The 23,715-nt window shown below is 47.2% G+C and carries 27 protein-coding genes; 25 read left to right on the top strand and 2 right to left on the bottom strand.

What is annotated here, in order from left to right:
• The first annotated feature begins 45 nt into the window (after positions 1–45).
• The 20 genes from BLV33_RS24640 to BLV33_RS24735 all read left to right on the top strand — a co-directional run bounded on the left by BLV33_RS24640 (position 46) and on the right by BLV33_RS24735 (position 16,805).
• The gene (locus BLV33_RS24640) at positions 46–1,326 is read left to right on the top strand and encodes an SPOR domain-containing protein (protein WP_090797928.1); all 1,281 of its coding nucleotides are present in this window, start codon (positions 46–48) and stop codon (positions 1,324–1,326) included.
• 118 nt (positions 1,327–1,444) lie between these two features.
• A complete protein-coding gene (locus tag BLV33_RS24645) occupies positions 1,445–1,687 on the top strand; it encodes a DUF4321 domain-containing protein (RefSeq protein ID WP_090797930.1) in 243 nt (80 codons plus the stop codon).
• Positions 1,688–1,725: 38 nt separating this feature from the next.
• Positions 1,726–2,439: a Maf family protein gene (locus BLV33_RS24650; protein ID WP_090797931.1), complete on the top strand. Its 714-nt coding sequence runs from the start codon at positions 1,726–1,728 to the stop codon at positions 2,437–2,439.
• A 105-nt stretch (positions 2,440–2,544) separates the two neighbouring features.
• Positions 2,545–2,988 carry an RrF2 family transcriptional regulator gene (locus BLV33_RS24655; protein ID WP_090797933.1) on the top strand — a complete coding sequence of 148 codons (444 nt, stop codon included), beginning with the start codon at positions 2,545–2,547 and terminating at the stop codon, positions 2,986–2,988.
• Positions 2,989–3,171: 183 nt separating this feature from the next.
• The gene (gene radC, locus BLV33_RS24660; RefSeq protein ID WP_090797934.1) at positions 3,172–3,861 is read left to right on the top strand and encodes a RadC family protein; all 690 of its coding nucleotides are present in this window, start codon (positions 3,172–3,174) and stop codon (positions 3,859–3,861) included.
• A gap of 70 nt (positions 3,862–3,931) precedes the next feature.
• Positions 3,932–4,966: a rod shape-determining protein gene (locus BLV33_RS24665; RefSeq protein ID WP_090797936.1), complete on the top strand. Its 1,035-nt coding sequence runs from the start codon at positions 3,932–3,934 to the stop codon at positions 4,964–4,966.
• Positions 4,967–4,989: 23 nt separating this feature from the next.
• Positions 4,990–5,853, top strand: coding sequence for a rod shape-determining protein MreC (gene mreC / locus BLV33_RS24670; protein WP_253187159.1), 864 nt, complete (start codon positions 4,990–4,992; stop codon positions 5,851–5,853).
• 4 nt (positions 5,854–5,857) lie between these two features.
• Complete coding sequence (mreD, locus tag BLV33_RS24675) at positions 5,858–6,391, top strand: rod shape-determining protein MreD (RefSeq protein WP_090797937.1); 534 nt, start codon at positions 5,858–5,860, stop codon at positions 6,389–6,391.
• Between the two features lie 71 nt (positions 6,392–6,462).
• Positions 6,463–7,116 (top strand): septum site-determining protein MinC, encoded by a 654-nt coding sequence (minC, locus tag BLV33_RS24680; RefSeq protein WP_090797938.1) that lies wholly within the window; start codon positions 6,463–6,465, stop codon positions 7,114–7,116.
• 50 nt (positions 7,117–7,166) lie between these two features.
• The gene (gene minD, locus BLV33_RS24685; RefSeq protein ID WP_090797940.1) at positions 7,167–7,961 is read left to right on the top strand and encodes a septum site-determining protein MinD; all 795 of its coding nucleotides are present in this window, start codon (positions 7,167–7,169) and stop codon (positions 7,959–7,961) included.
• Between the two features lie 6 nt (positions 7,962–7,967).
• The gene (locus tag BLV33_RS24690; RefSeq protein WP_090797941.1) at positions 7,968–9,116 is read left to right on the top strand and encodes an FtsW/RodA/SpoVE family cell cycle protein; all 1,149 of its coding nucleotides are present in this window, start codon (positions 7,968–7,970) and stop codon (positions 9,114–9,116) included.
• A gap of 132 nt (positions 9,117–9,248) precedes the next feature.
• Entirely contained in the window at positions 9,249–10,028 is a 780-nt protein-coding gene (locus BLV33_RS24695) for a M23 family metallopeptidase (protein WP_090797943.1), read from the top strand.
• The gene (locus tag BLV33_RS24700) at positions 10,021–10,896 is read left to right on the top strand and encodes a M50 family metallopeptidase (RefSeq protein WP_090797944.1); all 876 of its coding nucleotides are present in this window, start codon (positions 10,021–10,023) and stop codon (positions 10,894–10,896) included. Before BLV33_RS24695 ends, BLV33_RS24700 begins: the two co-directional genes overlap by 8 nt.
• A 21-nt stretch (positions 10,897–10,917) precedes the next feature.
• The gene (locus BLV33_RS24705; RefSeq protein WP_090797946.1) at positions 10,918–12,084 is read left to right on the top strand and encodes an Rne/Rng family ribonuclease; all 1,167 of its coding nucleotides are present in this window, start codon (positions 10,918–10,920) and stop codon (positions 12,082–12,084) included.
• Positions 12,085–12,304: 220 nt separating this feature from the next.
• On the top strand, positions 12,305–12,616 hold the full coding sequence (rplU, locus tag BLV33_RS24710; RefSeq protein ID WP_090797948.1) for a 50S ribosomal protein L21: 312 nt from the start codon (positions 12,305–12,307) through the stop codon (positions 12,614–12,616).
• 9 nt (positions 12,617–12,625) lie between these two features.
• Entirely contained in the window at positions 12,626–12,979 is a 354-nt protein-coding gene (locus BLV33_RS24715; protein WP_090797949.1) for a ribosomal-processing cysteine protease Prp, read from the top strand.
• Positions 12,980–12,983: 4 nt separating this feature from the next.
• The gene (rpmA, locus tag BLV33_RS24720) at positions 12,984–13,295 is read left to right on the top strand and encodes a 50S ribosomal protein L27 (protein WP_090797950.1); all 312 of its coding nucleotides are present in this window, start codon (positions 12,984–12,986) and stop codon (positions 13,293–13,295) included.
• A gap of 126 nt (positions 13,296–13,421) precedes the next feature.
• Positions 13,422–14,177 (top strand): Spo0B domain-containing protein, encoded by a 756-nt coding sequence (locus BLV33_RS24725; protein WP_171909288.1) that lies wholly within the window; start codon positions 13,422–13,424, stop codon positions 14,175–14,177.
• A gap of 12 nt (positions 14,178–14,189) precedes the next feature.
• Positions 14,190–15,491, top strand: a complete 1,302-nt coding sequence (gene obgE / locus BLV33_RS24730) for a GTPase ObgE (protein WP_090797953.1) — start codon at positions 14,190–14,192, stop codon at positions 15,489–15,491.
• A 240-nt stretch (positions 15,492–15,731) separates the two neighbouring features.
• A complete protein-coding gene (locus BLV33_RS24735) occupies positions 15,732–16,805 on the top strand; it encodes an anthranilate phosphoribosyltransferase (RefSeq protein WP_090797955.1) in 1,074 nt (357 codons plus the stop codon).
• Positions 16,806–16,971: 166 nt separating this feature from the next.
• Here the strand turns inward: BLV33_RS24735 and BLV33_RS24740 are convergent, their stop codons facing one another.
• Positions 16,972–17,331, bottom strand: coding sequence for an NUDIX hydrolase (locus BLV33_RS24740; RefSeq protein WP_253187160.1), 360 nt, complete (start codon positions 17,329–17,331; stop codon positions 16,972–16,974).
• Positions 17,332–17,589: 258 nt separating this feature from the next.
• On the opposite strand from BLV33_RS24740, the gene BLV33_RS24745 reads away from it, so the two are divergent.
• The 5 genes from BLV33_RS24745 to BLV33_RS24765 all read left to right on the top strand — a co-directional run bounded on the left by BLV33_RS24745 (position 17,590) and on the right by BLV33_RS24765 (position 22,983).
• On the top strand, positions 17,590–18,042 hold the full coding sequence (locus BLV33_RS24745) for an ACT domain-containing protein (RefSeq protein WP_090799196.1): 453 nt from the start codon (positions 17,590–17,592) through the stop codon (positions 18,040–18,042).
• Positions 18,043–18,076: 34 nt separating this feature from the next.
• Positions 18,077–19,363, top strand: coding sequence for a homoserine dehydrogenase (locus tag BLV33_RS24750; protein ID WP_090797957.1), 1,287 nt, complete (start codon positions 18,077–18,079; stop codon positions 19,361–19,363).
• Positions 19,364–19,451: 88 nt separating this feature from the next.
• A complete protein-coding gene (gene thrB / locus BLV33_RS24755) occupies positions 19,452–20,456 on the top strand; it encodes a homoserine kinase (RefSeq protein WP_090797958.1) in 1,005 nt (334 codons plus the stop codon).
• Positions 20,453–21,319, top strand: coding sequence for a prephenate dehydratase (gene pheA / locus BLV33_RS24760; protein WP_090797960.1), 867 nt, complete (start codon positions 20,453–20,455; stop codon positions 21,317–21,319). Before thrB ends, pheA begins: the two co-directional genes overlap by 4 nt.
• A gap of 293 nt (positions 21,320–21,612) precedes the next feature.
• On the top strand, positions 21,613–22,983 hold the full coding sequence (locus BLV33_RS24765; RefSeq protein WP_090797962.1) for a LysM peptidoglycan-binding domain-containing protein: 1,371 nt from the start codon (positions 21,613–21,615) through the stop codon (positions 22,981–22,983).
• Between the two features lie 76 nt (positions 22,984–23,059).
• On the opposite strand, the gene sigW is transcribed toward BLV33_RS24765, so the two are convergent.
• Positions 23,060–23,671, bottom strand: a complete 612-nt coding sequence (gene sigW, locus BLV33_RS24770; protein WP_090797963.1) for an RNA polymerase sigma factor SigW — start codon at positions 23,669–23,671, stop codon at positions 23,060–23,062.
• Positions 23,672–23,715: the final 44 nt, after the last annotated feature.

Genomic DNA, 23,715 nt, shown 5'->3' on the forward strand with positions numbered 1-23,715 from the left:
TTCATAGTCTAGTCATATAGAAGATTGGGACAAGGAGACAATGAAATGAATAAGGCGCGAATCACTTATCGTTTTGATCAAACTCGCGGTAACAACGGAAGCCGGGAAAAGGGAATTCCCATTAAAGAGGATAAGGTTATCCCATTATATCAAGACGAATTTCAACTCGTGGAGGAACAGACGAAGCCTGAGACGCTCCATACGTTCCGGGAGGAGTTCAGCAGTTGGAACAGCCCATATGAAACTGAAAGTGACCGAATTGAGCGAGTCATCAGGGAAAGCGCGTATGAGCCTGTGAAGAAAGCATCCGATCGTCCAGATGCACGCGGACCGGAATTGGACCCGGAATTATGGTCTTCTTGGAACCATAACGAGAAAAATGCGGGTCCTGAATCACATACCAGGATTGTCAAAGGCTCATCGGCAACACCGTGGTTTCGTATTGCAGCATCCGTTGCGGCGGCACTCATAACGGGAGTAGCGTTTGGTTTTTTCGTCCTTTCGATGTTTACGAACCGCGATCTGCCTGCAGATAAAAGCCCAGCAATTTCTCAAGCGAAGATAACCTCTCAAGCTGCACAAGGCAGTCAAGGTGCTCTTTCAGGAACTAAAGACACGGCTCGAGATCAGAACCCTGCAGATCAAGCAAAAGCAGTTTCTTCTTCCGTATCTACAGCCGGAACTGCTAGCTCAGCGGCAATAAACATAGCTGCAAAGAGCTATGCCTTCTTGCAGCATGGCGTCTTCAGTTCCCTGCAGAGCGCTCAAAATGCGCAAGCTAACCTCAAGAAGAAAGGCTTTTCGTCAGCCTTGCAGCAGGGAGACAAGACCACGGTATTCATGGCTTTTGCCGCTAATCGGGATGATGCTCTATCGCTTAGTCAGCAGATGCAGGATCAAAAGCTGGACGTTCTCATTAAAAATGTCGATGTGCCGGGGGTAAAGTCGATTCGCTGGAACGGCACCAAACCCGAGGCTCTCGCAGCCTACCTGGCCCAAGGTGATAAGATGATTCAGATGCTTGGCGGATTAACACTTGTGCATTTGGCGGAAACGAAGCAAACCACATTGGACGATTCCACTTTACAAGGCATTATTTCGGCACATCAAGCCTTCACTGCTCTGACTGCCACCTTAAACGAGGGCATGGATAAACAAATAAAAGCATCTATTGACCAGATGAATACAGCTATAAACAGCTCTGTCCAATCTATGGAAGCTTACAAAAAGAATCCTTCTGCGGCAATGCTGTGGCAAACCCAATCCACTTTGATGCAGTATATTCTTACGCAAAAGGAACTGCTTGCAGAGATTCGAATCTCTTAGTACCAATATGAGCACCAAGGAGTGAACCCTCACGGGGTAATCTTCTTGGTGTTTTTTTGTAGCCCTTCACTCCTAAATCTTGTATACTTTCTGATAGATGAACGAGAGGAAGGCAACTATGAAAAAAAGTAATTTTACGCTTATTGTGTGCTTGGTGATTGGACTTATTACCGGAATCATTTTAGGCCATTTACTGGAATCCGTTCCGGCTGCGCAATTTCTGACCAAATCGGTACCGATCAGCTGGGAGCCGAAGGCGGATTTGGATGTTTTGAAATATGACTTTCATTTGCAGGTTAAACTAAATCTATGCAGCATATTAGGTCTTGTCGGAGCCTTCTTTATTTTTCGCAGATTGTAATCCGGTTATATCTTCATTCCATGAAAGTGAGTGGGTTTATGCATTCGAGCCGCACCAAAGAATTAATCCTTGCCTCATCTTCACCACGAAGAAAAGAACTGCTGCAAGGGTTAAACCTGAATTTCAAAACGCATCCGAGCAGGGAAGATGAGTCCGTACCTGCGGGCACTAAGCCAAAAGAGATGGTTGAAATGCTTGCTTTGAGAAAAGCCAAGTCTGTCTCTTCACATTACGATAACGGATTGATTATTGGTTCAGATACAATTGTCGTTTTTGGAGATGAAGTATTAGGAAAACCGCAAGATGAGAAAGATGCTTATAGCATGCTTGCGAAGCTGCAAGGAAAGCAGCACATGGTATTTACAGGAGTAGCCATCGTTGCTGCTAGGAATGGACATGCAATTGGGGAGCCAATTGATCAAGAGGGGACATCTGATAATATCATATACCTTGGAAATACGGGTCAGTATCGTATCTTATCAGAGTCGACAAACGGCAATCCGGAAATTATGGTTGGTCATACGGTTAGCAAGGTGACTTTCAGACCGTTAAGCGAAAATGAAATCAAGCGTTATATTGAAACAGGCGAACCGTTGGATAAGGCTGGAGCATACGGTGTTCAGGGCATAGGAGCAGTTTTGATTGAAAAGATTGAAGGGGATTTTTACAGTGTGATGGGCCTGCCCCTTAATATCCTCTATTTGATGCTGCAAAAATTTGGTATTGATCCTTTTGAAGTAAATACAAAGTAAAACCTGCGGTATTTACATGTCTAAACGAGAGGAATATTGACGATTTGATCTGTTACGCTTACAATAACAGTATGCATAAAGCTCATCCAGCAAGGAGGGGAAGCCATGAACAGTGAATTTACCATTGCCGTACACAGCTTGGTATTTTTGGCGCATCAAACTGACAATATGGCGACCAGTGAACAAATTGCCTGTAATGTAGCCACCCATTCTGCACGGATACGCAAGGTTATGGGTTTTTTGCGCAAGGCCGGTTATGTTCGAACCAAAGAAGGCATTGGCGGCGGGTTTATTCTCGACTGTGACCCGAACAAAGTTACCTTGGCCGAAATTTATCGACTCACATCGCAGGGCTCACTCAAGCCAAATTGGTGCTCAGGCGATGAAAATCAGTCTTGTATGATCGCTTCAAATATGGAAAAGGTGATGGACTGCATTTTTGGAGATGCGGAAAAGCAAATGGAATCTTATTTTGAGAAGCATACAATTGGGAGCGTCCGAAGGCAAATCATGCAATTGGGTAATACCCAATCCATTATAAATATTTAACTCGATCTTTAATCAAAGCTCTCGTCCATAATGGCCGGGAGCTTTTTCTTTTTGCCAATTAACCCATTATTTTACTTAACAAGGGAAAAGTGACTTCTTTGGTATCCGAAAGGAGTCGAATAATGCTATAATGAATGGCATTATTAAAAGCTACACAATCTACCAAATGGAAGAGGGGAATTCATGGATTCAAACAGTCTTAACATGCGCGAGGTTCCAAATGAAGAAAGACCCAGAGAGCGCATGCTTCAATACGGGTCTCAAGCTTTAAGCAACGCCGAGCTGTTAGCTATCTTGCTCAGAACAGGAACATACTCGGAGTCGGCCGTAACACTCGCCCAACGTATATTGAGCGAATGTGGAGATTTTCGCAATCTTGTCGATATGAGCAAGGATCAACTGACGCAAATTAAGGGGATTGGCGATGCGAAGGCATTGCAAATTCAGGCCAGCATCGAGCTTGGAAGAAGATTGGCTCGCAGCATTCATAATGAAGCGGTCACGATACGCTCTCCGGAAAGTGTTGCGAATCTGATGAGGGAGGAGCTTCGCTATCTGCAAAAGGAGCATTTCGTTTGCCTTTTTCTGAATACGAAGAACCATGTCATCGGCCAGGAAACGCTTTCGATGGGCAGCTTGAATGCCTCGATCGTTCATCCGAGAGAAGTTTTTCGTGCTGCCATTAAACGAAGCAGCGCTTCCATAATATGCGTACATAACCATCCCAGCGGTGATCCCACCCCTAGCCCGGAGGACATTCAGCTCACGCACAGATTTGTCGAAGCCGGCTCCATCATCGGCATTGAAGTGCTCGATCACATCATTATCGGAGACTTCAAATTCGTAAGTTTGAAGGAGCAAGGATTTATGTAATATAATAAAAAGATGTACACGCACATATGAAAAGACTTAGACTAGAAACAACGGGAAAGGAGTATCATCTATGTTTGGAGGATTCACCAAGGATTTGGGAATTGACCTGGGTACGGCTAATACTTTGGTATATGTAAAAGGCAGAGGAATTATCGTAAGGGAGCCTTCTGTGGTTGCCATACGTACAGATACAAAAACAATTGAAGCAGTAGGCGATGCTGCCAAAAGAATGATCGGCCGCACACCCGGTAACATTCGCGCTATCCGCCCTATGAAAGATGGAGTGATCGCTGATTTTGAGACCACAGCGACGATGATCCGTTACTTCTTAAAACAGGCGCAGAAGGACCGTTGGTTGTTCCAGCGGCATCCAAACGTCATGATCTGCGTTCCATCCGGCATTACAGCGGTGGAGAAGCGCGCCGTTGAGGATGCAACCAAGCAAGCCGGCGCCAAGGATGCTTACACGATCGAAGAGCCGTTCGCGGCAGCGATTGGTGCTGATCTTCCCGTCTGGGAACCGACAGGCAGCATGGTTGTGGATATCGGAGGAGGCACCACCGAAGTCGCCGTTATTTCATTAGGCGGAATCGTAACCAGCCGTTCGATCCGCATCGCCGGGGATGAAATGGATGAAGCCATTACCCAATATATCAAGCGATCTTATAATTTAATGATCGGTGAACGAACATCGGAGCAGATCAAGATGGAAATCGGTTCAGCCCTGCCTTTAGAGCGACCGGAACCGTTTGAAATCCGCGGACGCGACCTCGTATCCGGCCTGCCCAAAACCTTGGGTATCACCTCGGATGAAATCACGGAAGCCCTGACTGACACAGTAAATGCTATTGTTGATGCCGTAAAGGTCACACTGGAAAAATGCCCGCCCGAGCTGTCGGCGGATATTATGGATCGCGGAATTGTCTTGACCGGAGGCGGAGCTTTGCTGCGCAATTTGGATCGTTTGCTGACGTCGGAAACGGGTATGCCTGTGATCGTTGCCGAAAATCCACTCGATTGCGTGGCTATCGGTACGGGACGAGCATTGGAAAATATCCATCTGTTCAAAACAAAATCCGGACCTACCACGAGGTACAAGCGTTAAGTTTAATATAGAAGGTGTTCATTTTGTTCAAGTTCATGGGGAATAAAAGATTAATATTTTTACTGACAGGATTGGTATGTTTTTTTATTTTGATGGGATTAACGCTTGGAAATCGCGCTCAAATGACCATGCCCGAGAAATTTGTCAAAGATACTGTATCCTGGACTCAAGGATTATTTTATAGACCGGCCGCATACATAGCAGGTTTCTTTGAGGACATCCGTCAATTGAGTGTCATCTATGAGGAAAATAAAACACTGAAGCTGACACTCACTCAATATGCGCGAGATACGCAAAAGCTCAATGAGCTTGAAGCGCAAAATAAGGTGCTTAAGGATGCGCTGGGCTTTACCGAGCGTCAAAAGCAAGCTAACAATTATAAATATCGCATAGCTGAGGTTGTCACTGTGAATGCGGATCCTTATAACAATACACTTTCGATTAATCTTGGACAGAAGGACGGAATCAAGAAGGACATGGCTGTCATGACCATTGACGGTTTAGTCGGCAGAATCAATCAGGTTTCGGAATTTTACTCGAATGTTCAGCTGCTGACGGAAATCAATGATACAGACAGCAATTCCAAGGCGATAGCCGTTACGGTCAAGGGAAGAGAGAGCCAATCCTTCGGGATGATCGAAAGCTTTGATGTGAAGACAGGCAATTTGGTGATGAACAAGGTCGACCAGGCTGACCCCATGCAGGTAGGAGATACCGTAATTACTTCGGGTCTCGGACTCGTATTTCCTAACGGCATTGAGATCGGAAAAATCGTGTCCATCGGTCTTGGTGAATTTGGCATTACGCATAAGGTGCTCGTGGAGCCGAAGGCTTCGTTCAGGCACATCCGCGAAGTGTATGTCGTAGAAGTTCCAGAAGTGAGGTGACCGGATGACAAGGCACTTGCTCTGGGTCGTCCTCCTAGTGATTTTTATATTGGAAGGCACCCTCTTCAGCTGGATCATTCCTGCAAATTGGCAAAAGCTGCATCTGGTTTTTGTAGCGCCTCATTTTACATTGGTTTTTGTCTTGTTTATCGGCCTTTTTTTGCATCGTCATACCGCTTTGTTCTATGGTCTTGTTTTCGGGCTCCTGCATGATTTTATTTATTATGGGCATATGCTCGGCGCCTATTCATTTGCCATGGGGCTGACCGGATATTTGGCAGGATTGGCCCAAAGAAAACAGCCGAATGTCATTTTCTACAATCTGCTAATTGTCGGAATCGGGCAGTTGATCTTCGAATTGCTGAGCTATGGCATAAACCGGTTGTTCAAAACGACAAATATCGACCTGGAATTCGCTTTTTTCCATTACATGCTGCCCAGTGTGCTGCTTAATCTGCTTTTTGCCCTGATGATCTATGTTCCAATTCGTAAGCTTATGGACAAAATAGAGCCCTTGCCGGAAAGCTTGCATGATTAAAATTCGTGATTGAGGCAGGAAAAGCGCGCCTACGAGCCGAAATGTATAGGTTGGGAGGTCGGAACGCGATTATGTCGTCTATTAAGCATCATGTAACTATAAAAGGTGTCAAGGACGGTTTGGTTTTTCTGCTGGATGATTCTTGCGAATGGGGCGTTCTGCTGAAGGAGCTGCATCATAAGCTGGAGAAGACTCATCAGCAAATTCTGACTGGGCCGATCATTCATGTGAACGTCAAACTCGGTAAAAGGAAGCTGTCGGATGAGAAGAAGGATGAAATCCGCAGCATTATCCGCCAAAAAGGCAATTTATTGATACAATCGATCGAATCAGATCCGTTGGAACAAGCGGCCTCTGCCGAACGTTCAATCAAACAGATCAGAGGGATTATTCGCTCCGGACAAACCCTTCATCATGACGGCAGCCTGCTGTTTTTGGGAGATGTAAATCCGGGTGGAACGATTATTTGTACCGGCGATATCCATATCATGGGGTCGCTTCGCGGTATGGCTCATGCCGGATCGGATGGCGATGAAACAGCTATCATTGCAGCCTCGCATATGAGGCCTACCCAGCTCCGTATAGCAGGCGTGATCAGCCGTTCACCCGATGAGTGGGGGATCGGGGAAGCGTTCATGGAGTTTGCTTATATCAAGGATGGCAAAATGGAAATTGACAAGCTGAATCACATGCATCGATTATGGCCGGATCTGCCGCAAGCTTAAGAAGAGTTCGATATCCATTTAGCAAATAATAGATCTGGGAGTTGAAGAATGTGGGAGAGGCAATCGTAGTGACTTCGGGAAAAGGCGGCGTCGGCAAGACAACGACCTCGGCAAATTTGGGCACCGCACTGGCCCTGCTGGGCAAGAAGGTTTGCATGGTGGATACGGACATCGGACTCCGTAATCTAGATGTAGTGATGGGATTGGAGAACCGGATCATCTATGATCTGGTCGATGTGGCGGAAGGGCGCTGCCGTTTGCCGCAGGCGCTCATTAAGGACAAGCGCTTTGAAGAGCTGTATCTGCTGCCTGCCGCCCAAACCAAAGACAAGCATGCGGTTTCACCCGAGAGCGTCAGAACCATCATCCTGGAACTTAAAAATGATTTTGAATACGTCATTATCGATTGTCCGGCCGGGATTGAACAGGGGTTTAAAAACGCCGTTGCCGGAGCGGATAAAGCTATCGTCGTCACGACTCCCGAGAATGCTGCGGTTCGCGACGCGGACCGGATTATCGGCCTTCTGGAAAACGAAAAGATCCACTCTCCCAAGCTCATCATTAACCGGATTCGACCCAATATGATGAAAAAAGGCGAGATGCTGGATATTGATGAGATCTGTCAAGTATTGGCGATTGATCTGCTCGGTATTGTTCCCGATGACGAATACGTGATTAAAGCAGCCAATGCCGGAGAGCCGACGGTCATGAACCCAACCTCGCGTGCAGCTATTGCCTATCGAAATATCGCCAGACGCGTTCTGGGAGATACGGTGCCGCTCATGCAGCTGGAGGACAAAGTGGGATTTTTCAAAAAAATGAAAAAGTTTATCGGGATTGGGTGATGTCCCTTGTTAGCTAAACTGAAAAGAATCGACCTTTCGATAGTTATATTGCTGTTGATTTTAATGACAATCAGTATTCTTCTCGTACACAGCGCGACGCTGAACAGTCCTAGAATCAAAATTTCCATTCAAAAAAACGTAGTGATCTACTTAATCGGCTTCATTGGATTTATATTTATGAGCATGGTCGATTACAGGGCTTTGCTTAAAATTCATTTTTACGTTTATGTGGCCGGTATTATGATGCTAATAGGCGTATATTTCCTTGGAAAGGAAATTAATGGTGCCAAAGGCTGGTTTAGATTGGGCAATCTTGATTTCCAGCCTGCGGAGCTAATGAAGGTAATACTGATTGTTACAGTTGCCGCTTGGCTGTATAGACGACGAGGAGACAGGCTTGATTTTAAGACGGATATTGTTCCGGTTGGTTTTTTTGTACTCCTGCCTTTCGTGCTTGTTTTAATTCAACCGGACCTGGGCAATGCGATTATTTATTTGATTATTTTGCTCGGTATGGTTTGGATTGGCAATATTAAATACATGCACGTACTCATAGGATTGGTCATTGTTGTCGGCGGTTTCGAGTTGTTTCTATTTTTATATACTCATTACCATGATCAAATTAAAGCATTTTTGGATGCCAATAAATCAGGCCACTGGCTCGTTAGAATCGATACCTTCATGAATCCGCAGAACGCCTCAAAGGATGCAGCCTTCCAGGTGAATAACTCGATTCACGCCATTGGTTCCGGAGGTCTTGGCGGAGAAGGATACATGAAAGGTTCTTCCATCCAAAGCCTTTTCATTCCTTATGCTTATTCGGATTCAATCTTTGTTGTAGTCGGCGAAGAGTTCGGGTTTCGGGGAACGGCGATTTTGCTGCTGCTGTATTTTATCCTGATCTATCGGATGATTCAAATTTCACTTCAAAGCGCACAGATCAGCGGATCTTATATCGTAGCCGGAGTCGTTTCGATGTTTGTGTTTCAAATTTTCGAAAATGTCGGTATGCTCATTGGCATCATGCCGCTTACCGGGATTACTCTGCCTTTTATCAGCTATGGCGGTACCTCACTATTGATCAATATGTTGTCCTTGGGCTTGGTCATGAGTGTCAAGCTCCACCAGGAGCAAGATCCTTTTTCCATCGCTTGAAATTCAATCCCGAACCTGGCGACGCCAGGTTTTTTGTTGTTGCCCGACAGCCCAATCAGCCCTCGGGTACTATTCATCTGAATGGGGTCATAAGCTTAAGTATACAAGCTCTCTGCAGTGAAGGAGGACCCCATGGAATACAAAGACCCGACGCAGCATCAAAGGGTGAATCAACCTGAATATGACCCGGAATGGACACGCAAGATGGAGGATCCGGAATTCGCATGGCGTCAAAGATACAAACAGGATCGGTCCTTAAATGGAAGCGGATCGTACATGAATGAAAAAAAAGGGTTGTATCCGCCATCCTTGAAAGCAATCTGGATCAAGCTGCTGCTCAGCGCGCTGATATTTGCCGTGATCTGGGGAATGTTTCACATCAAACAACCCTGGGCCGATAAAGGACGCCAGCTCGTAGTGGCTTCACTTACGAAACCGATGGATGTTCAAGCCATCACGGCTTGGTATGCAAAGAAATTTGGCGATTCGCCTTCATTTATTCCAAGCTTTCGAAATCGGGAGGGCAATCCTGCTGTTAAAGCGAGCACGGAAAAAAGAACTTATTTCATTCCGGTTCAAGGTAAAATCCGGGAACCGTTTGATGCATCCCATTCGGGAATTCTACTGCAAACGCAGGCTGATGCTCCTGTGTACGCGCTTGATACGGGACAAGTTATATTCGCCGGTACAAAACAAGACACAGGATTTACCGTCATTATCCGGCATCCTTTGGGCTTGCAGTCTATGTATGGAAGGCTCAGTGAAAGCCGTGTAGAAGTCAATGACTGGATCAAAGGCGGAGAGCCTATCGGTAAAGTATCCAAGGAAGATGCCTCCGCAGGAAGCTTGTTCTTTGCCATGATCAAGGAAGGCCGCTTTATCAATCCCAGGGATGTGATCCCATTTGATTAGGTGGCGGGGAACCCTGTACCGATTTCATCCTTTATTTACGCTGGTCATGCTTTTCTCGGCATTGACCGGCTATTTGGTTGAAGCGCTCACGCTGTTTGGCATTGTTTTTATACATGAGATGGGTCATACTGCAGCTGCCATGGGGCTGGGATGGAAGGTACGGGAGGTCCAGCTGCTGCCGTTTGGCGGGGTTGCCGTCGTGGACGAGCTTGGAACCGTGCCTCTTCATGAAGAGCTTATCGTTGCTCTGGCAGGTCCCTTTCAACATGCGTGGATGATTTTGTTTGCGCTGCTTATGAAGATAGTGGCTCCTTCGAGCCTCGAATGGTGGAATTATTTTATCGAGGTTAATCTTATGATTGGGTTGTTTAATCTGCTCCCTGTGCTGCCGCTCGACGGAGGGCGAGTTTTGCAATGTCTGTTTGGTTATTTTATGTCCTATTACCGTTCCCTATGGTTAACCACTTGGCTTAGTTTGACACTTAGCGCGTTTGTTATAGGCTTTGCGATATATGGATGGTTCTCGAATCAACTTCCGCTTAACCTGCTTGTGATCGGCCTTTTCTTGTTGCTGTCCAACTGGTTTTCTTACCGTCAGCTGCCTTTTCTGTTTTTTCGGTTCTTGATGAGCCGTGGGCAAAGAGTGAGCCGGTTGATGATGAGAGGCACATTAGCCCAGCCGATTGTCGTAGCCAGGCAGCAGAAAATTTCAAATATTCTGAAGCTATTTATGCGCGAAAAATACCATCTCATCTATGTTATGAATGAAAAAGGGAGGATTCAGGCCATTCTGCCTGAGCAGCAGCTGGTTTCCGGTTTTTTGGACGGCAAGAAGCCAGGGAGTGCAGTTTCCGAGCTTTTCATGTAAAATAGGCCTTGAGGTGATCGCATGAAGCAGCTTATTGTACATGGCACGCCTGAGCTTACCCAAGCGGCTCTGTTGGATGACGGCCGGTTGGTTGAATGGGATTCTCAATATTCGCTGGATAACCAAAGAGCTGGAAGTATTTATATGGGGAAGATCACCAATGTGCTTCCCGGCATGCAGGCTGCTTTTGTGGATGTTGGATTAACCAAAAATGCATTTTTATATATAGATGATATCCTCCCCGTTAACCTGGACAAGCAGCCTAAGGTAAAGCCTTCGATCACAGAGCTGGCTGAAATCGGACAAATCCTTATGGTGCAGGTGTCAAAGGAGGCAGAGGGAACGAAGGGCGCAAGGGTGACCACCCATTTTTCTATCCCTGGCCGCTGGATCGTTTATATGCCCGGCGCCGATTATATTGCCATTTCCCGAAAAATTGAAGATGACCCTGAAAGGCAGCGGTTAAAACAAATCATGGGAAGCCTGCGTCGACCGGGTGAAGGTTTGATTGTTCGTACTGGAGCTCATGGACAAACGGAGGAAGCGTTTTGGCAGGATCTGCAGGATCTGCGTGAACAGTGGCAGTCCATTTTACATAAAAGCGACGAAACTTACGAGGGGCCAGCACAGATTTATCAAGATCTCGATTTGCTGCCAAGATTGGCTCGCGATGTCATTTCCGATGATGTAACCGAGGTATGGATTGATAACATCCGAATTTATGAAGAGTTAAAAAGCCTTATACGTGATCGAAGCCCGCAGTGGCAAGGCAAGATTTCTTTGTATGAGCATAAGATGCCTGTATTCGATCATTTCCGGATAACCGAAGAGTTAAACCGCTGCTTTCGGCGTAAAATCTGGCTTCCCAGCGGCGGCTATTTAGTTCTTGATCAAACTGAAGCTCTGACTGTCATTGATGTGAATACGGGGAAGTATACGGGTGAGGTCAATCTGGAGCAAACGGTATATGAGATCAATCGAGAGGCGGCTGAAGAAATCCCAAGACTGCTCCGACTTCGTAATATCCGCGGAATCATCATCGTTGATTTTATTGATATGGAACTGGAAACGAATCGAAGCTCGATCATGGATCTGATCACGAAAGCAGCATGGAAAGATCGATCCAAAACGGTTGTGGTCGGTTGGACCAAGCTGGGTCTTCTGGAGATGACACGCAAGCGAAAGTGATTCCATAAGGAAAATAAATGAATTGCAACTGAATTTGTTATTATGCTATAATATTCGGAGTGTGTTGTTTAGGCATGCTGTAACCGCACGAATCGGGTATAAGGAACAACCGAATAATTAGACAGTTATTATTCGGTTGTTCTTAAGTACATGAGAGCTGATTTTGTTCTTGCGTCACCTTGGATTAGGCGAGTCTGAGACATGAGGAGGTGCAACAAATATGTATGCAATCATTGAAACAGGTGGAAAACAGTACAAGGTTCAAGAGGGCGATGTGCTTTTTATCGAAAAATTGAACGCTGCTGAAGGTGATGTCGTTTCGTTTGACCGTGTGCTTGCCGTTTCCAAAGAAACCGGTTTAGTGGTAGGCGCTCCATTGGTATCCGGTGCTGCAGTTTCTGCCAAGGTCGAGAGACATGGCAAAGGTGCAAAAATCATCGTTTACAAATACAAAGCGAAAAAGAACTATCGCAAAAAGCAAGGACATCGTCAACCGTATACAAAAGTTGTTGTAGAGAAAATCAACGCGTAAGAGGCCGGTATGATTTATATAACCATAGAGCGTGTCTCGCGGAAAGATGCTCATATTCAGGCTTTTGTATCCGAAGGCCATGCAGAGTATGACGTTCCCGGCAAGGATTTAGTCTGCGCCGCAGTATCGGCCATAACGGTGGGTACGGTGAATTCCATTGAAGCGTTAACGGGTGTCGTGGCGATTTCCGAGATGAAGAAGGGGCTTTTGAATATTACCCTACCGGAGCTGCCTGAATCGGAGAAAGCCAAAGCAAGCCAAGTTCAATTGCTGCTGGAATCCATGGTCGTTATGCTGCAAACGATTCAAGAAAGCTACAGTGACTATATAACGATTGATACCATCTATAGTAAAGGAGGATGACCCCATGTTACAATTAGATCTTCAGTTATTCGCTTCCAAAAAGGGAGTGGGTTCCACCAAGAACGGACGTGACAGTGAATCTAAGCGCCTTGGCGCAAAGCGTGCCGATGGTGAAACCGTTAAAGCCGGAAGTATTCTATTTCGCCAACGCGGAACGAAAATTCACCCGGGCAACAACGTAGGCATCGGTAAAGATGACACGCTGTTCGCACTGGTCCAGGGCGTTGTGAAATTCGAACGTTGGGGACGCGATCGTAAGAAAGTGAGCGTCTACCCCGTTGATGCAGCTCCAGTTGCTGCAACCGTCGAAGTATAATGAATATCATCCCCGGCGATCGATAAGGTTGCTGGGGATTTTTGTTTCTTTTCGATGAACGAAACCCGGTAACATGCTATACTGGGAGGGTAGTTCAGTAATTGGTCGAAATGGAGAGACATGGAAATGAAACGAATGAACGGGTCGCAGGTCTATTTACTTGCTTTGCTGGTAATAGGCGCGGCGGGCATGATTAGTTCTGGAGCTTTGCCTGTAAGAACCGGTTTTGCGATTATTACGGCAGTGTGCGGCTATGTTTACCTCTCCATGGAAAGAAGCAGACTTGAAAAACAGCTTCGTCAGGAGCAGAAGCTGATGAAGCAAAGCCAAGATGTTCAATTGCTGCAGATTGTCAATCGGATCCGGCACGACATTATGAATGACATCCAAGTTTTGTTTGGATATATACAATTAAAGAAGTTTGATAATTTATCTTCGCAAATGGAGAATATAAGAGCGAGCTTTCATCGGGAAAGTCTTATTTCCAGACTGGGCATTCCTTCTCTGGTTGCTTATTTGTATGCATTTCGGGTTCATGTCAATAAGATGCAGCTGGAGGTTGGACTGGAGCAGGAGCTGTCTCTTCAGGACCTGCCAATCCGGGATGAGCTTATTTACATTTTGGTTCATGATACGATTGAACTGTTTCTTGCCTACTCCGATGCGGGTCAGGAGGAAGCGGGAGTGCTCAGCCTGGAGTTTGATGAAGGGAATGATCACTTGCTGCTGGATTTTGTATACCAAGGCAGCTATGATCAGGAAGGCTTGCAGCACGCGGTTCGCGAAAGATTTTTTCGTGATTCCGGTGATTTTCAGGTAGAGACGCATGATTTTCAGGAAAAAGAAGCGGCCCTTGCTTTGCGGCTGCCGTTTCGTACATAAAGAGGTGTTCGCATGTTTGTAGATAAGGCCAAGATCTATGTAAAAGGCGGGGATGGCGGCGATGGGATCGTTGCCTTCCGCAGGGAAAAATATGTGCCGGAGGGCGGACCTGCAGGCGGCGACGGCGGTAAAGGCGGCGACGTTATTTTTCGCGTCGACGAGGGCCTCAGGACGCTGATTGATTTTCGCTATCAGCGTCATTTTAAGGCGGACCGCGGTGTCAAGGGCCGCAACAAGAGCATGCATGGCGCGAATGCGGACGACATGGTGGTTCGCGTGCCGCCCGGCACGGTAGTGATCGACGATGATACCCAGGAAATCATCGCCGATCTCGTGCGCCACGGGCAGGAAGTGATCGTTGCCCGCGGGGGACGCGGGGGACGCGGGAATACGCGCTTCGCGACGGCCCACAATACCGCGCCGGAGATTGCCGAGAACGGCGAGGAGGGCGTCGAGCGCTGGGTTGTGCTCGAGCTGAAGGTGATGGCCGACGTCGGCTTGGTGGGCTTTCCTAGCGTGGGTAAATCCACGCTGCTCTCGGTCGTTTCCGCTGCGACGCCGAAGATTGCAGCGTATCATTTTACGACACTGGCCCCGAATCTCGGGGTCGTGGATCTGGGGGAGGGCCGCAGCTTTGTGATGGCGGACCTGCCGGGCTTGATTGAAGGGGCCCACGCCGGTGTGGGGCTTGGGCACGAGTTTTTGCGGCACGTGGAGCGGACGCGTCTGATTGTCCACGTTGTGGACATCTCCGCGGCCGACGGCCGTGACCCGTACGAGGATTTCCTCAAAATCAATGAGGAAATCAAGCTCTACAATGCGAAGCTGGAACAGCGGCCGCAGGTTGTGGTCGCGAACAAGATGGACATGCCGAGTGCCGGCGACCATCTGGCCATGTTCCGCGAGAGGCTGGCTGAGGACGGCCGCGAGGTGACGATTTACCCCATCTCGGCATTGACCCGTGAGGGGGTGCAGGAGCTCTTATACAAAGTGGCCGAGATGCTTGAGGCCATTCCGGAAACACCCGAGGTGGAAGAAGTTGGGGAGATCGAGGAGCGCAAAGTGTACCGCTTTGAGAAGCAGGATGAACAGGATTTCACCATTCATCGCGAGAACGATGTTTTCGTGGTCGAGAGTCCTTCCATTGAGCGGCTGATCCGCAGGACCAACTTCAGCACTCAGGACGGGATCCAACGCTTTGCCCGTATTCTCAGGAATATCGGGATCGATAAGGAGCTTCGCAAGCTCGGAGCTGTAGACGGGCAGTCCATACGGATCGGCGAATTGGAGTTTGAGTTTGTGGAAAAAGAATAACCCATAACCGTTGTCTGAACGCCCTTTTGCGAAAGGGCGTTTTTTTTGGTTATTGATTTATGACTCAATTCTTAGGACTTCTGGATTCTTGTCTTTTCCAGCTTCTTTTATGTTATGTAACTTGACATTAATTTCAAAAAAATGTACCATTTTATAATAAAAGCATTTGATATTAACGAATTGTAAACTATATTTCATTCAAAATGTTAGATTATGTTACATATAAATGGGGGTGTAATTATGCTTCAGTGGATCAAAGCGATAGGTGCGGGCAAGAGAGGATCACGCGATTTAAGCTATGATGAAGCTGTGGAAGCAGCGCATTCGATTGCTCGCGGTGATTCTACTGAAGCTCAGTGTGCGGCTTTTTTAATGGCACTGAGGATGAAAGGAGAAGTCGATGAGGAGTTTATGGCGTTCGTCGATGTTTTTCGGACTTATTGCATACCTTACACGGCTTTTTCCGATTCACTTAATTGCGCTGGTCCATACCAGGGACGTCATTATTTTCCCATCTCTCTGACCGTCAGCCTCTTGCTCGCCTCTGTAGGTTTTCCGCAGGTGCTGCATGGCAGTGATTCCCTGTCTCTCAATCATGGGACATCGCTAAAAGAGCTGCTGGAGGGACTAAACATAAACGTGGAATTGACCGAGAAGGCTTGGGAGGCGGTTTTTTTCCATATTCACATTGGTTTTTTATGGACCGATCGCATATGTTCACCTATTGGGCGTTTGCGGGAGGTTCGTGAACAGCTTGGACTTCAAACCGTGATGAATACAGTGGAAAAGATCATCAATCCTTTACGTTCCATGAATATTCTCATCGGTGTTAATCATCGATCGGCGATGGAGCATCTGATTCCGATTTCCGTGAAATCCGGATTCCAGACGGCCTACATCATTCAGGGAATTGAGGGCTCCGAGGATTTGCCGCTGCACAAAAACAGTACGATTCGAATTGTTACTCCTTGGGGAGATGAATCGCGTCTGGTTGAGCCGAAGAAGTTCGGTTTTTCCAGCGAGCCGCTTGAACCACTTGATAAAGCTGAACAGATTTCTATGCTGCAGCGGGTTATCAGCGGGGATGATTCCCAAGAGTTAAAAAGGGAAAGAGACCATATCGTGTTCAATGCCGGACTCAGGCTGATGTGGTTTGATAAGGTTGGCAGTTATGAAGAGGGGTTTCAACTGGCGTCAGCTCTATTACAAAGAAAAGAAGCTTTAAAGGTTTTGTTAAAATGGCAGGAGCACAGCAAGCGGCTCGCAGTGTCGGAACCAAAGCTTGTCGCTAAACCAAAGCTTAAAGCTAACTAAGGCTATTTGCAGCCAGAGACAACTAAACCCATCCAATTTTGACCAGTTCGACCTTGACCTGTTCAATTTGGACGGGTTTTTTATTTGTTCTAGAGCATATAAGGATCAAGCAGAGGATTCCAATGAATCGTAGGTTGGCCGCTGACAGGGTCTATTCCTGCTGAACCTACCCAGGGATGCTCATTATGGCCATGTTGGAGATAATGCTCAAGAAGACACCGAAATATATAAGGGAGGGGGCGTTCCATCTTGAAATCCAGTGAAGCTCTCCTTCATCGGTGGCTATTACCGGATGTTTGTCCATTAAGCCGGTAAAGAAAAACTGCTGTCGGATTTCGGTTTCATTCAGTCGAATTAACACATACTGCAGATGAAGACCGCTGATTTCGCTGGCTGAAATACCGGTTTCTTCGAAAATTTCACGCTCACAGGCGGCAAGCGGATTACCGATCTCACCTGGTTCCAAATGACCGCCTACGGCTGCCCAGAGACCTGGAGAAAGTGTTCGAGACAGGGATCGCTTCATCAAAAGCAACTCGTCTTGGCTGTTCAATAAGAGTGCGCAGACATCATGCGCAAAGTAATCACAGGCAATTTCTCCTTGAGGGTGAGAAAGATTGCATAAAGCTTATCATATCCTTTGGAGCGTAAGCAAATGATTTTATAATCAAAATACCTATTGCCGGATTCCTCGCATTCCGATATAATGTCCACTATATACAAACAACAGTCTCTCCAGGGAGGACGTTAGCGGGTGCCGGACAGTAAAGGATTTTTCCAGGCTATGAAAGGCAGCGGGCAGGAGCGGTATTACTTAATCCGCGAGGATATACTGCCTGAAGGCGTACTAAAAACCGTACAGGCCAAGGAGCTTTTAGCGCGCGGCGAGGTTAAGACTATTCATGAAGCCGTGGAACAGGTAGGCCTTAGCCGCAGTGCTTTTTATAAATATAAAGACGGCATCTATCCGCTCAGCAAGCTGGAGCGCGATCGAATTGTGACGATTTCGATGGATTTGGAGCATCGTGCAGGCATTTTATCCAAGGTGCTGTCGATGATTGCCCAGTTGGAAGGAAATGTGCTGACCATCCATCAAACGATTCCCCTGCAGGGAATGGCGAACGTGGTCATTTCTGTGGAAACGTCGACCATGGTGGACGGAGTTCAGGAATTAATGAGCGAGCTTCATAAGCTGCAAGGTGTTAATCGAGCCGTGATCATCGGTCAGGGCGGCTAAGGAATAGATAGATTTTCTCAGGAGGGAAACAAACATGAATCCGATTAAGGTAGGTTTACTTGGATTAGGCACCGTAGGAACAGGCGTAGTCCGCATTATTGAAGGGCACCAGGAGGATTTGCAGCGTCAGACGGGTTCTCCCATTGAGGTTGTCAAGATTCTCGTGCAAAATATGAGTAAGCTCAGAAACATTTCTGTCGACCCGGCTAAGCTCACGGAAAATGCTTGGGAAATCATTGAAAATCCTGAGATCGATGTGATTATTGAAGTGATGGGCGGCGTGACCGGAACGAAGGAATATTTGCTATCTGCTCTGGATAAGGGCAAGCATATCGTGACAGCAAACAAGGACTTGATGGCGCTGCATGGTCCGGAAATTTTGGCAAAAGCGGCCGAAAAGGACTGTGACGTCTTTTATGAAGCGAGTGTAGCCGGCGGGATCCCGATTATTCGGACTCTGGTGGAGGGCTTCACCTCGGATCGGATTATCAAAATCATGGGCATTGTCAATGGGACAACCAATTATATCCTTACGAAAATGAGCCAGGAAGGCGCCGCTTACCTGGATGTTTTGAAGGAAGCCCAGGATCTGGGCTATGCGGAAGCCGATCCAACCTCGGATGTAGAGGGAATTGATGCTGCGCGCAAGATGACGATACTGGCTACACTCGGTTTTCACGCCAATGTCTCTCTGAGCGATGTAAGTGTCAAAGGGATATCAAAAATCAGCAAGGAAGACATTTTATATGGCAAAAAGCTCGGTTATGAGGTGAAGCTGCTCGGGATCGCCGAGAACCATAACGGCCATATTTCTGTCAGTGTAGAACCTACCATGGTCAAAAGCTCACATCCTTTGTCTTCCGTAAGCGGTGTGTTCAATGCGATTTATATCCATGGGGAAGCCGTAGGAGAAACTATGTTCTATGGTCCTGGCGCCGGAGAACTGCCCACAGCGACATCGATTGTTGCCGATCTGGTGGCGGTAGTGAGAAATTTGAAGCTGGGTGTTAACGGGCGTACGATGCTGACCGCGTATAAAGAGAAAAAGATAAAAACCGATGAACAAATTTCATCGAAAAACTTTATTCTGCTGCATGTGGAAGATAAAGCAGGGGTGCTTGCGCAAATTACCCAGGTTTTTGCCCATTATGAAGTTAGTCTGGAGTCCGTGCTGCAGCATCCGAACGCCAACAACCCGAAAGCCGAGATTATTATTATCACCCATGATGCCATTCAAGCAAGCATCAAAAAGGTGCTGATGGAGTTCGAATCGATGGATGTAATCCACGCTATTCAAAGCGTGTATCGCGTAGAAGGGTAATCCGTCTGCCGCGCAGATTTCAAATTATGGAAATGAGGCAGTTCGTAATGAGATACATGGGCTTACTGCATAAGGAAGGCAGCGCAGCATGAATAATGATCAGGCTCACGAAGTTGTTTCTAAAGAAAAACAGACCAGGGTGAGAGTCAAAGTTCCGGGCAGTACGGCTAATCTGGGTCCCGGCTTTGATGCGCTTGGCATGGCGCTTAACTTATATGCCTGGATCGATATGGCCATTGCCGACAAGACCAGCATTCATTTGATCGGCAAGCAAATGGAAGATATCCCGGCGGACAAATCGAATTTGATTTTTAAGGTGGCTCAAATGGTATTTGAGCGTGCGGGAGTCCATCACCCTGAACTCGAAATCTCGATGTACAGCGATATTCCGTTAACGCGCGGTCTGGGCAGCAGTGCCTCGGCGATTGTCGGCGCTTTGGCAGGAGCCAATGCGCTGATCGGAGGAAAGCTTTCAGATGATGAACTGTTTCAAATTTCATCCAGTCTGGAAAAGCATCCCGACAATGTCGGCGCCAGCTTGTTTGGGGGGATTGTGGTTGCTTTTTGGGACGGTGCTCGTGCTGAATTCATCCGTTTGGAGCCGCATCCTCATTTGGAGGTGCTGGTGGCGATCCCGGCGTTCCAGCTCTCAACGGAGAAAGCACGTAATGTGCTGCCGAAGCAGATTGCCTTAAACGACGCAGTCTTCAATCTGAGCCATTCTTCTTTGCTTGTTGCCGCTCTAAGCACAGGCAATCTGGATATGATTAGGCTCGCAATGAAGGACAAGCTGCATCAACCTTATCGTGCCGCGATGATTCCTGGCATGCTGCATATATTGGAGCATGCAACCGAGCATGGAGCTCTGGGAGCGGCACTTAGCGGTGCGGGTCCGACGATGCTGGCCCTTGTAGATGGGCGCAGCGAGCGGAAGCGGGAGCTGGAAGATTTCCTGCAGAGCACATTGAATAAGGAAGGCATTGAGGCTGAGACTTTGTGGCTTACACCATGTTTGGACGGCGTTACGGTTTCCAGCCTTTCTGAAGGCTCACCGAAGCTGCATCAATGGATAGACAGGGAGGACAGGGAATGAAGAGAGTGGCTTTATTGGGACCCGGAACATTTTCTGAAGCCTCTACACAGCATTTTTTGGGTAAAGATGCGTTTGAGTATGTTCCATATAAACTGATAACGGATGTATTTACCTCGGCAGCAAGCGGAGAGGTGGATTTTGGCGTGATTCCCGTCGAAAACACGATGGAGGGCTCCGTCAGTCTGCATGTGGATTGGCTTGTCCATGAAGCTGAGCTTCCCATACGCGCTGAATGGGTGTACCCCATAGACATGAACCTGTTCGGTTTTCCGCCAAGCGGCGGATTGCCGGCGTCAGGGAATCCTTTTGCCCATATTCGGAAGGTGCTGTCTTACCATGTCGTTCCGGCTCAATGTACACTGTTCATGAAAGAGTACTTGGCCGATGCCGATTTCGAGCCGGTCAGCAGCACAGCAGAAGGCGTTCGCTTGGCTTCCTTGTCTAAGGACCCATCAATCGCGGCAATTGGTCCTGCGGCAGCAGGCTTGCTGTATGATATTCCGATCTTATCCAGGGAGATTCAGAACCATAAGGATAACATGACCCGGTTCCTGCTTGTGGGCAAAGATTTTCCCGAACTGCAGCCAACTCCATTTATCAAGACGACGATCCTGGTTACACTTCCCGAGGATTATCCGGGAGCGCTGCATCAGGTGCTTTCCGCTTTTGCATGGAGAAGAATTAACTTGACGAAGATCGAATCGAGACCGACCAAAAAAAAGCTGGGTAATTATTATTTTTACATTGATATCGAAGGTTCTCTGGAGTCGCTGCTGTTGTCAGCGGCGATTCAGGAAATCGAGGTGATCGGCAGTCAGGTCCGCATTCTTGGCAGCTACCCAAGCTATTTGTATGAAGGTTAGTTATTTCTGGTTTAGGAGCATTCCCATTGACGCGAGAAATCGTGACAGTGGGAATTTTTTTGCTCAAAAGGATGTCAAAAGCCCACACCGCGCATAAACTGTAATGTCATGTTGAAGTGCACTCGGAGCGCTTACGAGGCCAGTTTGTCCACAAAACACAGATTAATTCTTACGATGCCAGTTTTTTTGGCAAAACACAGATTATGCTTACGATGCCAGTTTTTCTGGCGAAAAACTCAGATTATGCTTACGATGCCAGGTTTTTTGGCAAAAAACTTTAAGGAGGTTAGCAATTGAAAATCCATATGGTAAAGAAAAACGATACATTGTTAAATCTGGCACAAAAATACAATGTTGAGCTGGATGCCATTATTGCAATAAACCCGCAAATTCAAGACCCAAACAGCATCGATGCAGGCATGAAAGTAAAAATACCCTCACGTCCGCTGCCTGTTGAACCGCCTACTTCAGAGCATGCTCATAAGCATATCGTGAAGCAGGGGGATTCATTATGGAAGCTGGGCAAAGCCTGGAATATTCCATTGCAAGAGATGATTAAAACAAATCCACAGCTGAAAAACCCCAATGTGTTGATGACTGGGGAAATCGTTTATATTCCAAAAATGGGATCAACCCAAGTGCAAGGAGTGCAAGGCAATAAAGTTTCAAACATGCCGTTTCCGCAAGCGGCACCTATGCCATATTCACAAGCAGCTCCTATGCAGGTTCCTATGCCTGGACCGGAATATCCGATGATGCCGCAGTATCAAATGCCGTATACCATGCCGCAGTATGAAGGCCCAATGGGGGATATCTCTACTCCTGCTCCAGCCGTGCAGAGTGCGGAAGAAGTAACTCCGACTGAAAACATACCAACCGATGTGTCGAAGCCAACTACAGAAGCGCCAAGCTGGAGCATACCGCCTGCAGCGCCGCAGGATCAGACCATGGCAGAGCAGTTCTCGCCTGATCTCAGTCAGCCCTACCAGCAAGCGCAGCATCCATTCGCTCAATTTCAAATCAAAGCTGCCGAGGCTACAGCTTATACAGAGCCCATGGAGTATGCCGGCGAAAATTTGGCTTCGAAGATTCCGGAGATGCCGCCCACATACGGGGGATATCAGCCTATGTCCGATGCTTATTCCGCCTATCAGGCCCATCCAGCTTATCAGGCCCATCCTGCTTATCATGTTAAGGATTGCGGATGCGGCGGTGGTACGGCAGTGGGGTCTTATGCGGATCCATGGAACACATATCCTCCGCAGCCTCCTATGGAAATGCCTTACTCACCTTATCAAATGCAGCCCGTACCCGGTATGTTTCCATACTCCACGATGCCTGCACCTTATTATCCCATGACCGGCGGAGAATTTAATCCCGATTTTACTTATGGGACCGGGGTGCCAGGTATGGGATATGGTTATCCGACATCACCCGAGCCTTCTCATATGGCTCCTCAAGCACATATTCATCAATGGCCTGAAACACAAACTCAAGCTCAAGCTCAAGAAGAGCAGCCAAGCCGTGAAGCTTCAACGGAGAAAATCATAAGTAAATCGTCAGGAAAATCCGCGGGAGCCTCAAAAAAATCAAATTCAAAGAAACAACAGCCGCGCGAATACAAAGTGGAGCTAAAGACGAATCAGCCCTGGATCAATGTGTAATCGGATAGAACACGCAAATAAACCCAACCTTAGCGAACTTTCTGCAAGGTTGGGTTTGTTGTTGGTTGGCAAAGGCTCAGGTAAATGTCCCCAGCATGAAGAACATGAACAAATTGATGACAAAGGTTAAACCCCATTTTTTTCTCAGCAGCTCTCGTCCGCGATGAAGCCTGGTTTTGACAGTGGTGACGGGAAGGCCGAGCCTCTCACTGATTTCTTGCAGCGAAAGCTCCTGCAAATAATAAAGCGTAATGATCGATCTGTATTTGTCGGACAATTTATGAATGGATTTATGAATTTGTTCCTCTGTTTCCGATTGCAGAACCAGATGCTCCGGAGAGCTTTCATTACTGGCTATTTTGCTGTAAAAGTTATAATCATCATCCGTTTCGGAAAGCTCCGCATCCAGGGAGGCGGCGGGACGCTTTTTACGCAAAAGATCGATGCATACGTTTCTCCCGATCCGATAAATCCAGGTTGAAAATTTCTGGCTTTCGTCATAATGATTCAAGTTCATATATACCCGCATGAAGGTTTCTTGAACGATGTCTTCAGAATCGGGCTTATTATGCAGCATTCTATAGGCCAATCGATGAATTTTGCTGCTATACAGCTCGACCAGCTCAACAAATGCCCTGCGGTCACCGGTACGGGAAAGCTGGATTAAACGAAGTTCCGCGACATTCATGATTTCACCCCCAGAAAGATTAGAAAAGTCTTTTTATTTTTGAC

Origin of the sequence: Paenibacillus sp. GP183 (genome assembly GCF_900104695.1) — a bacterium.
Lineage (GTDB): Bacteria > Bacillota > Bacilli > Paenibacillales > NBRC-103111 > Paenibacillus_AI.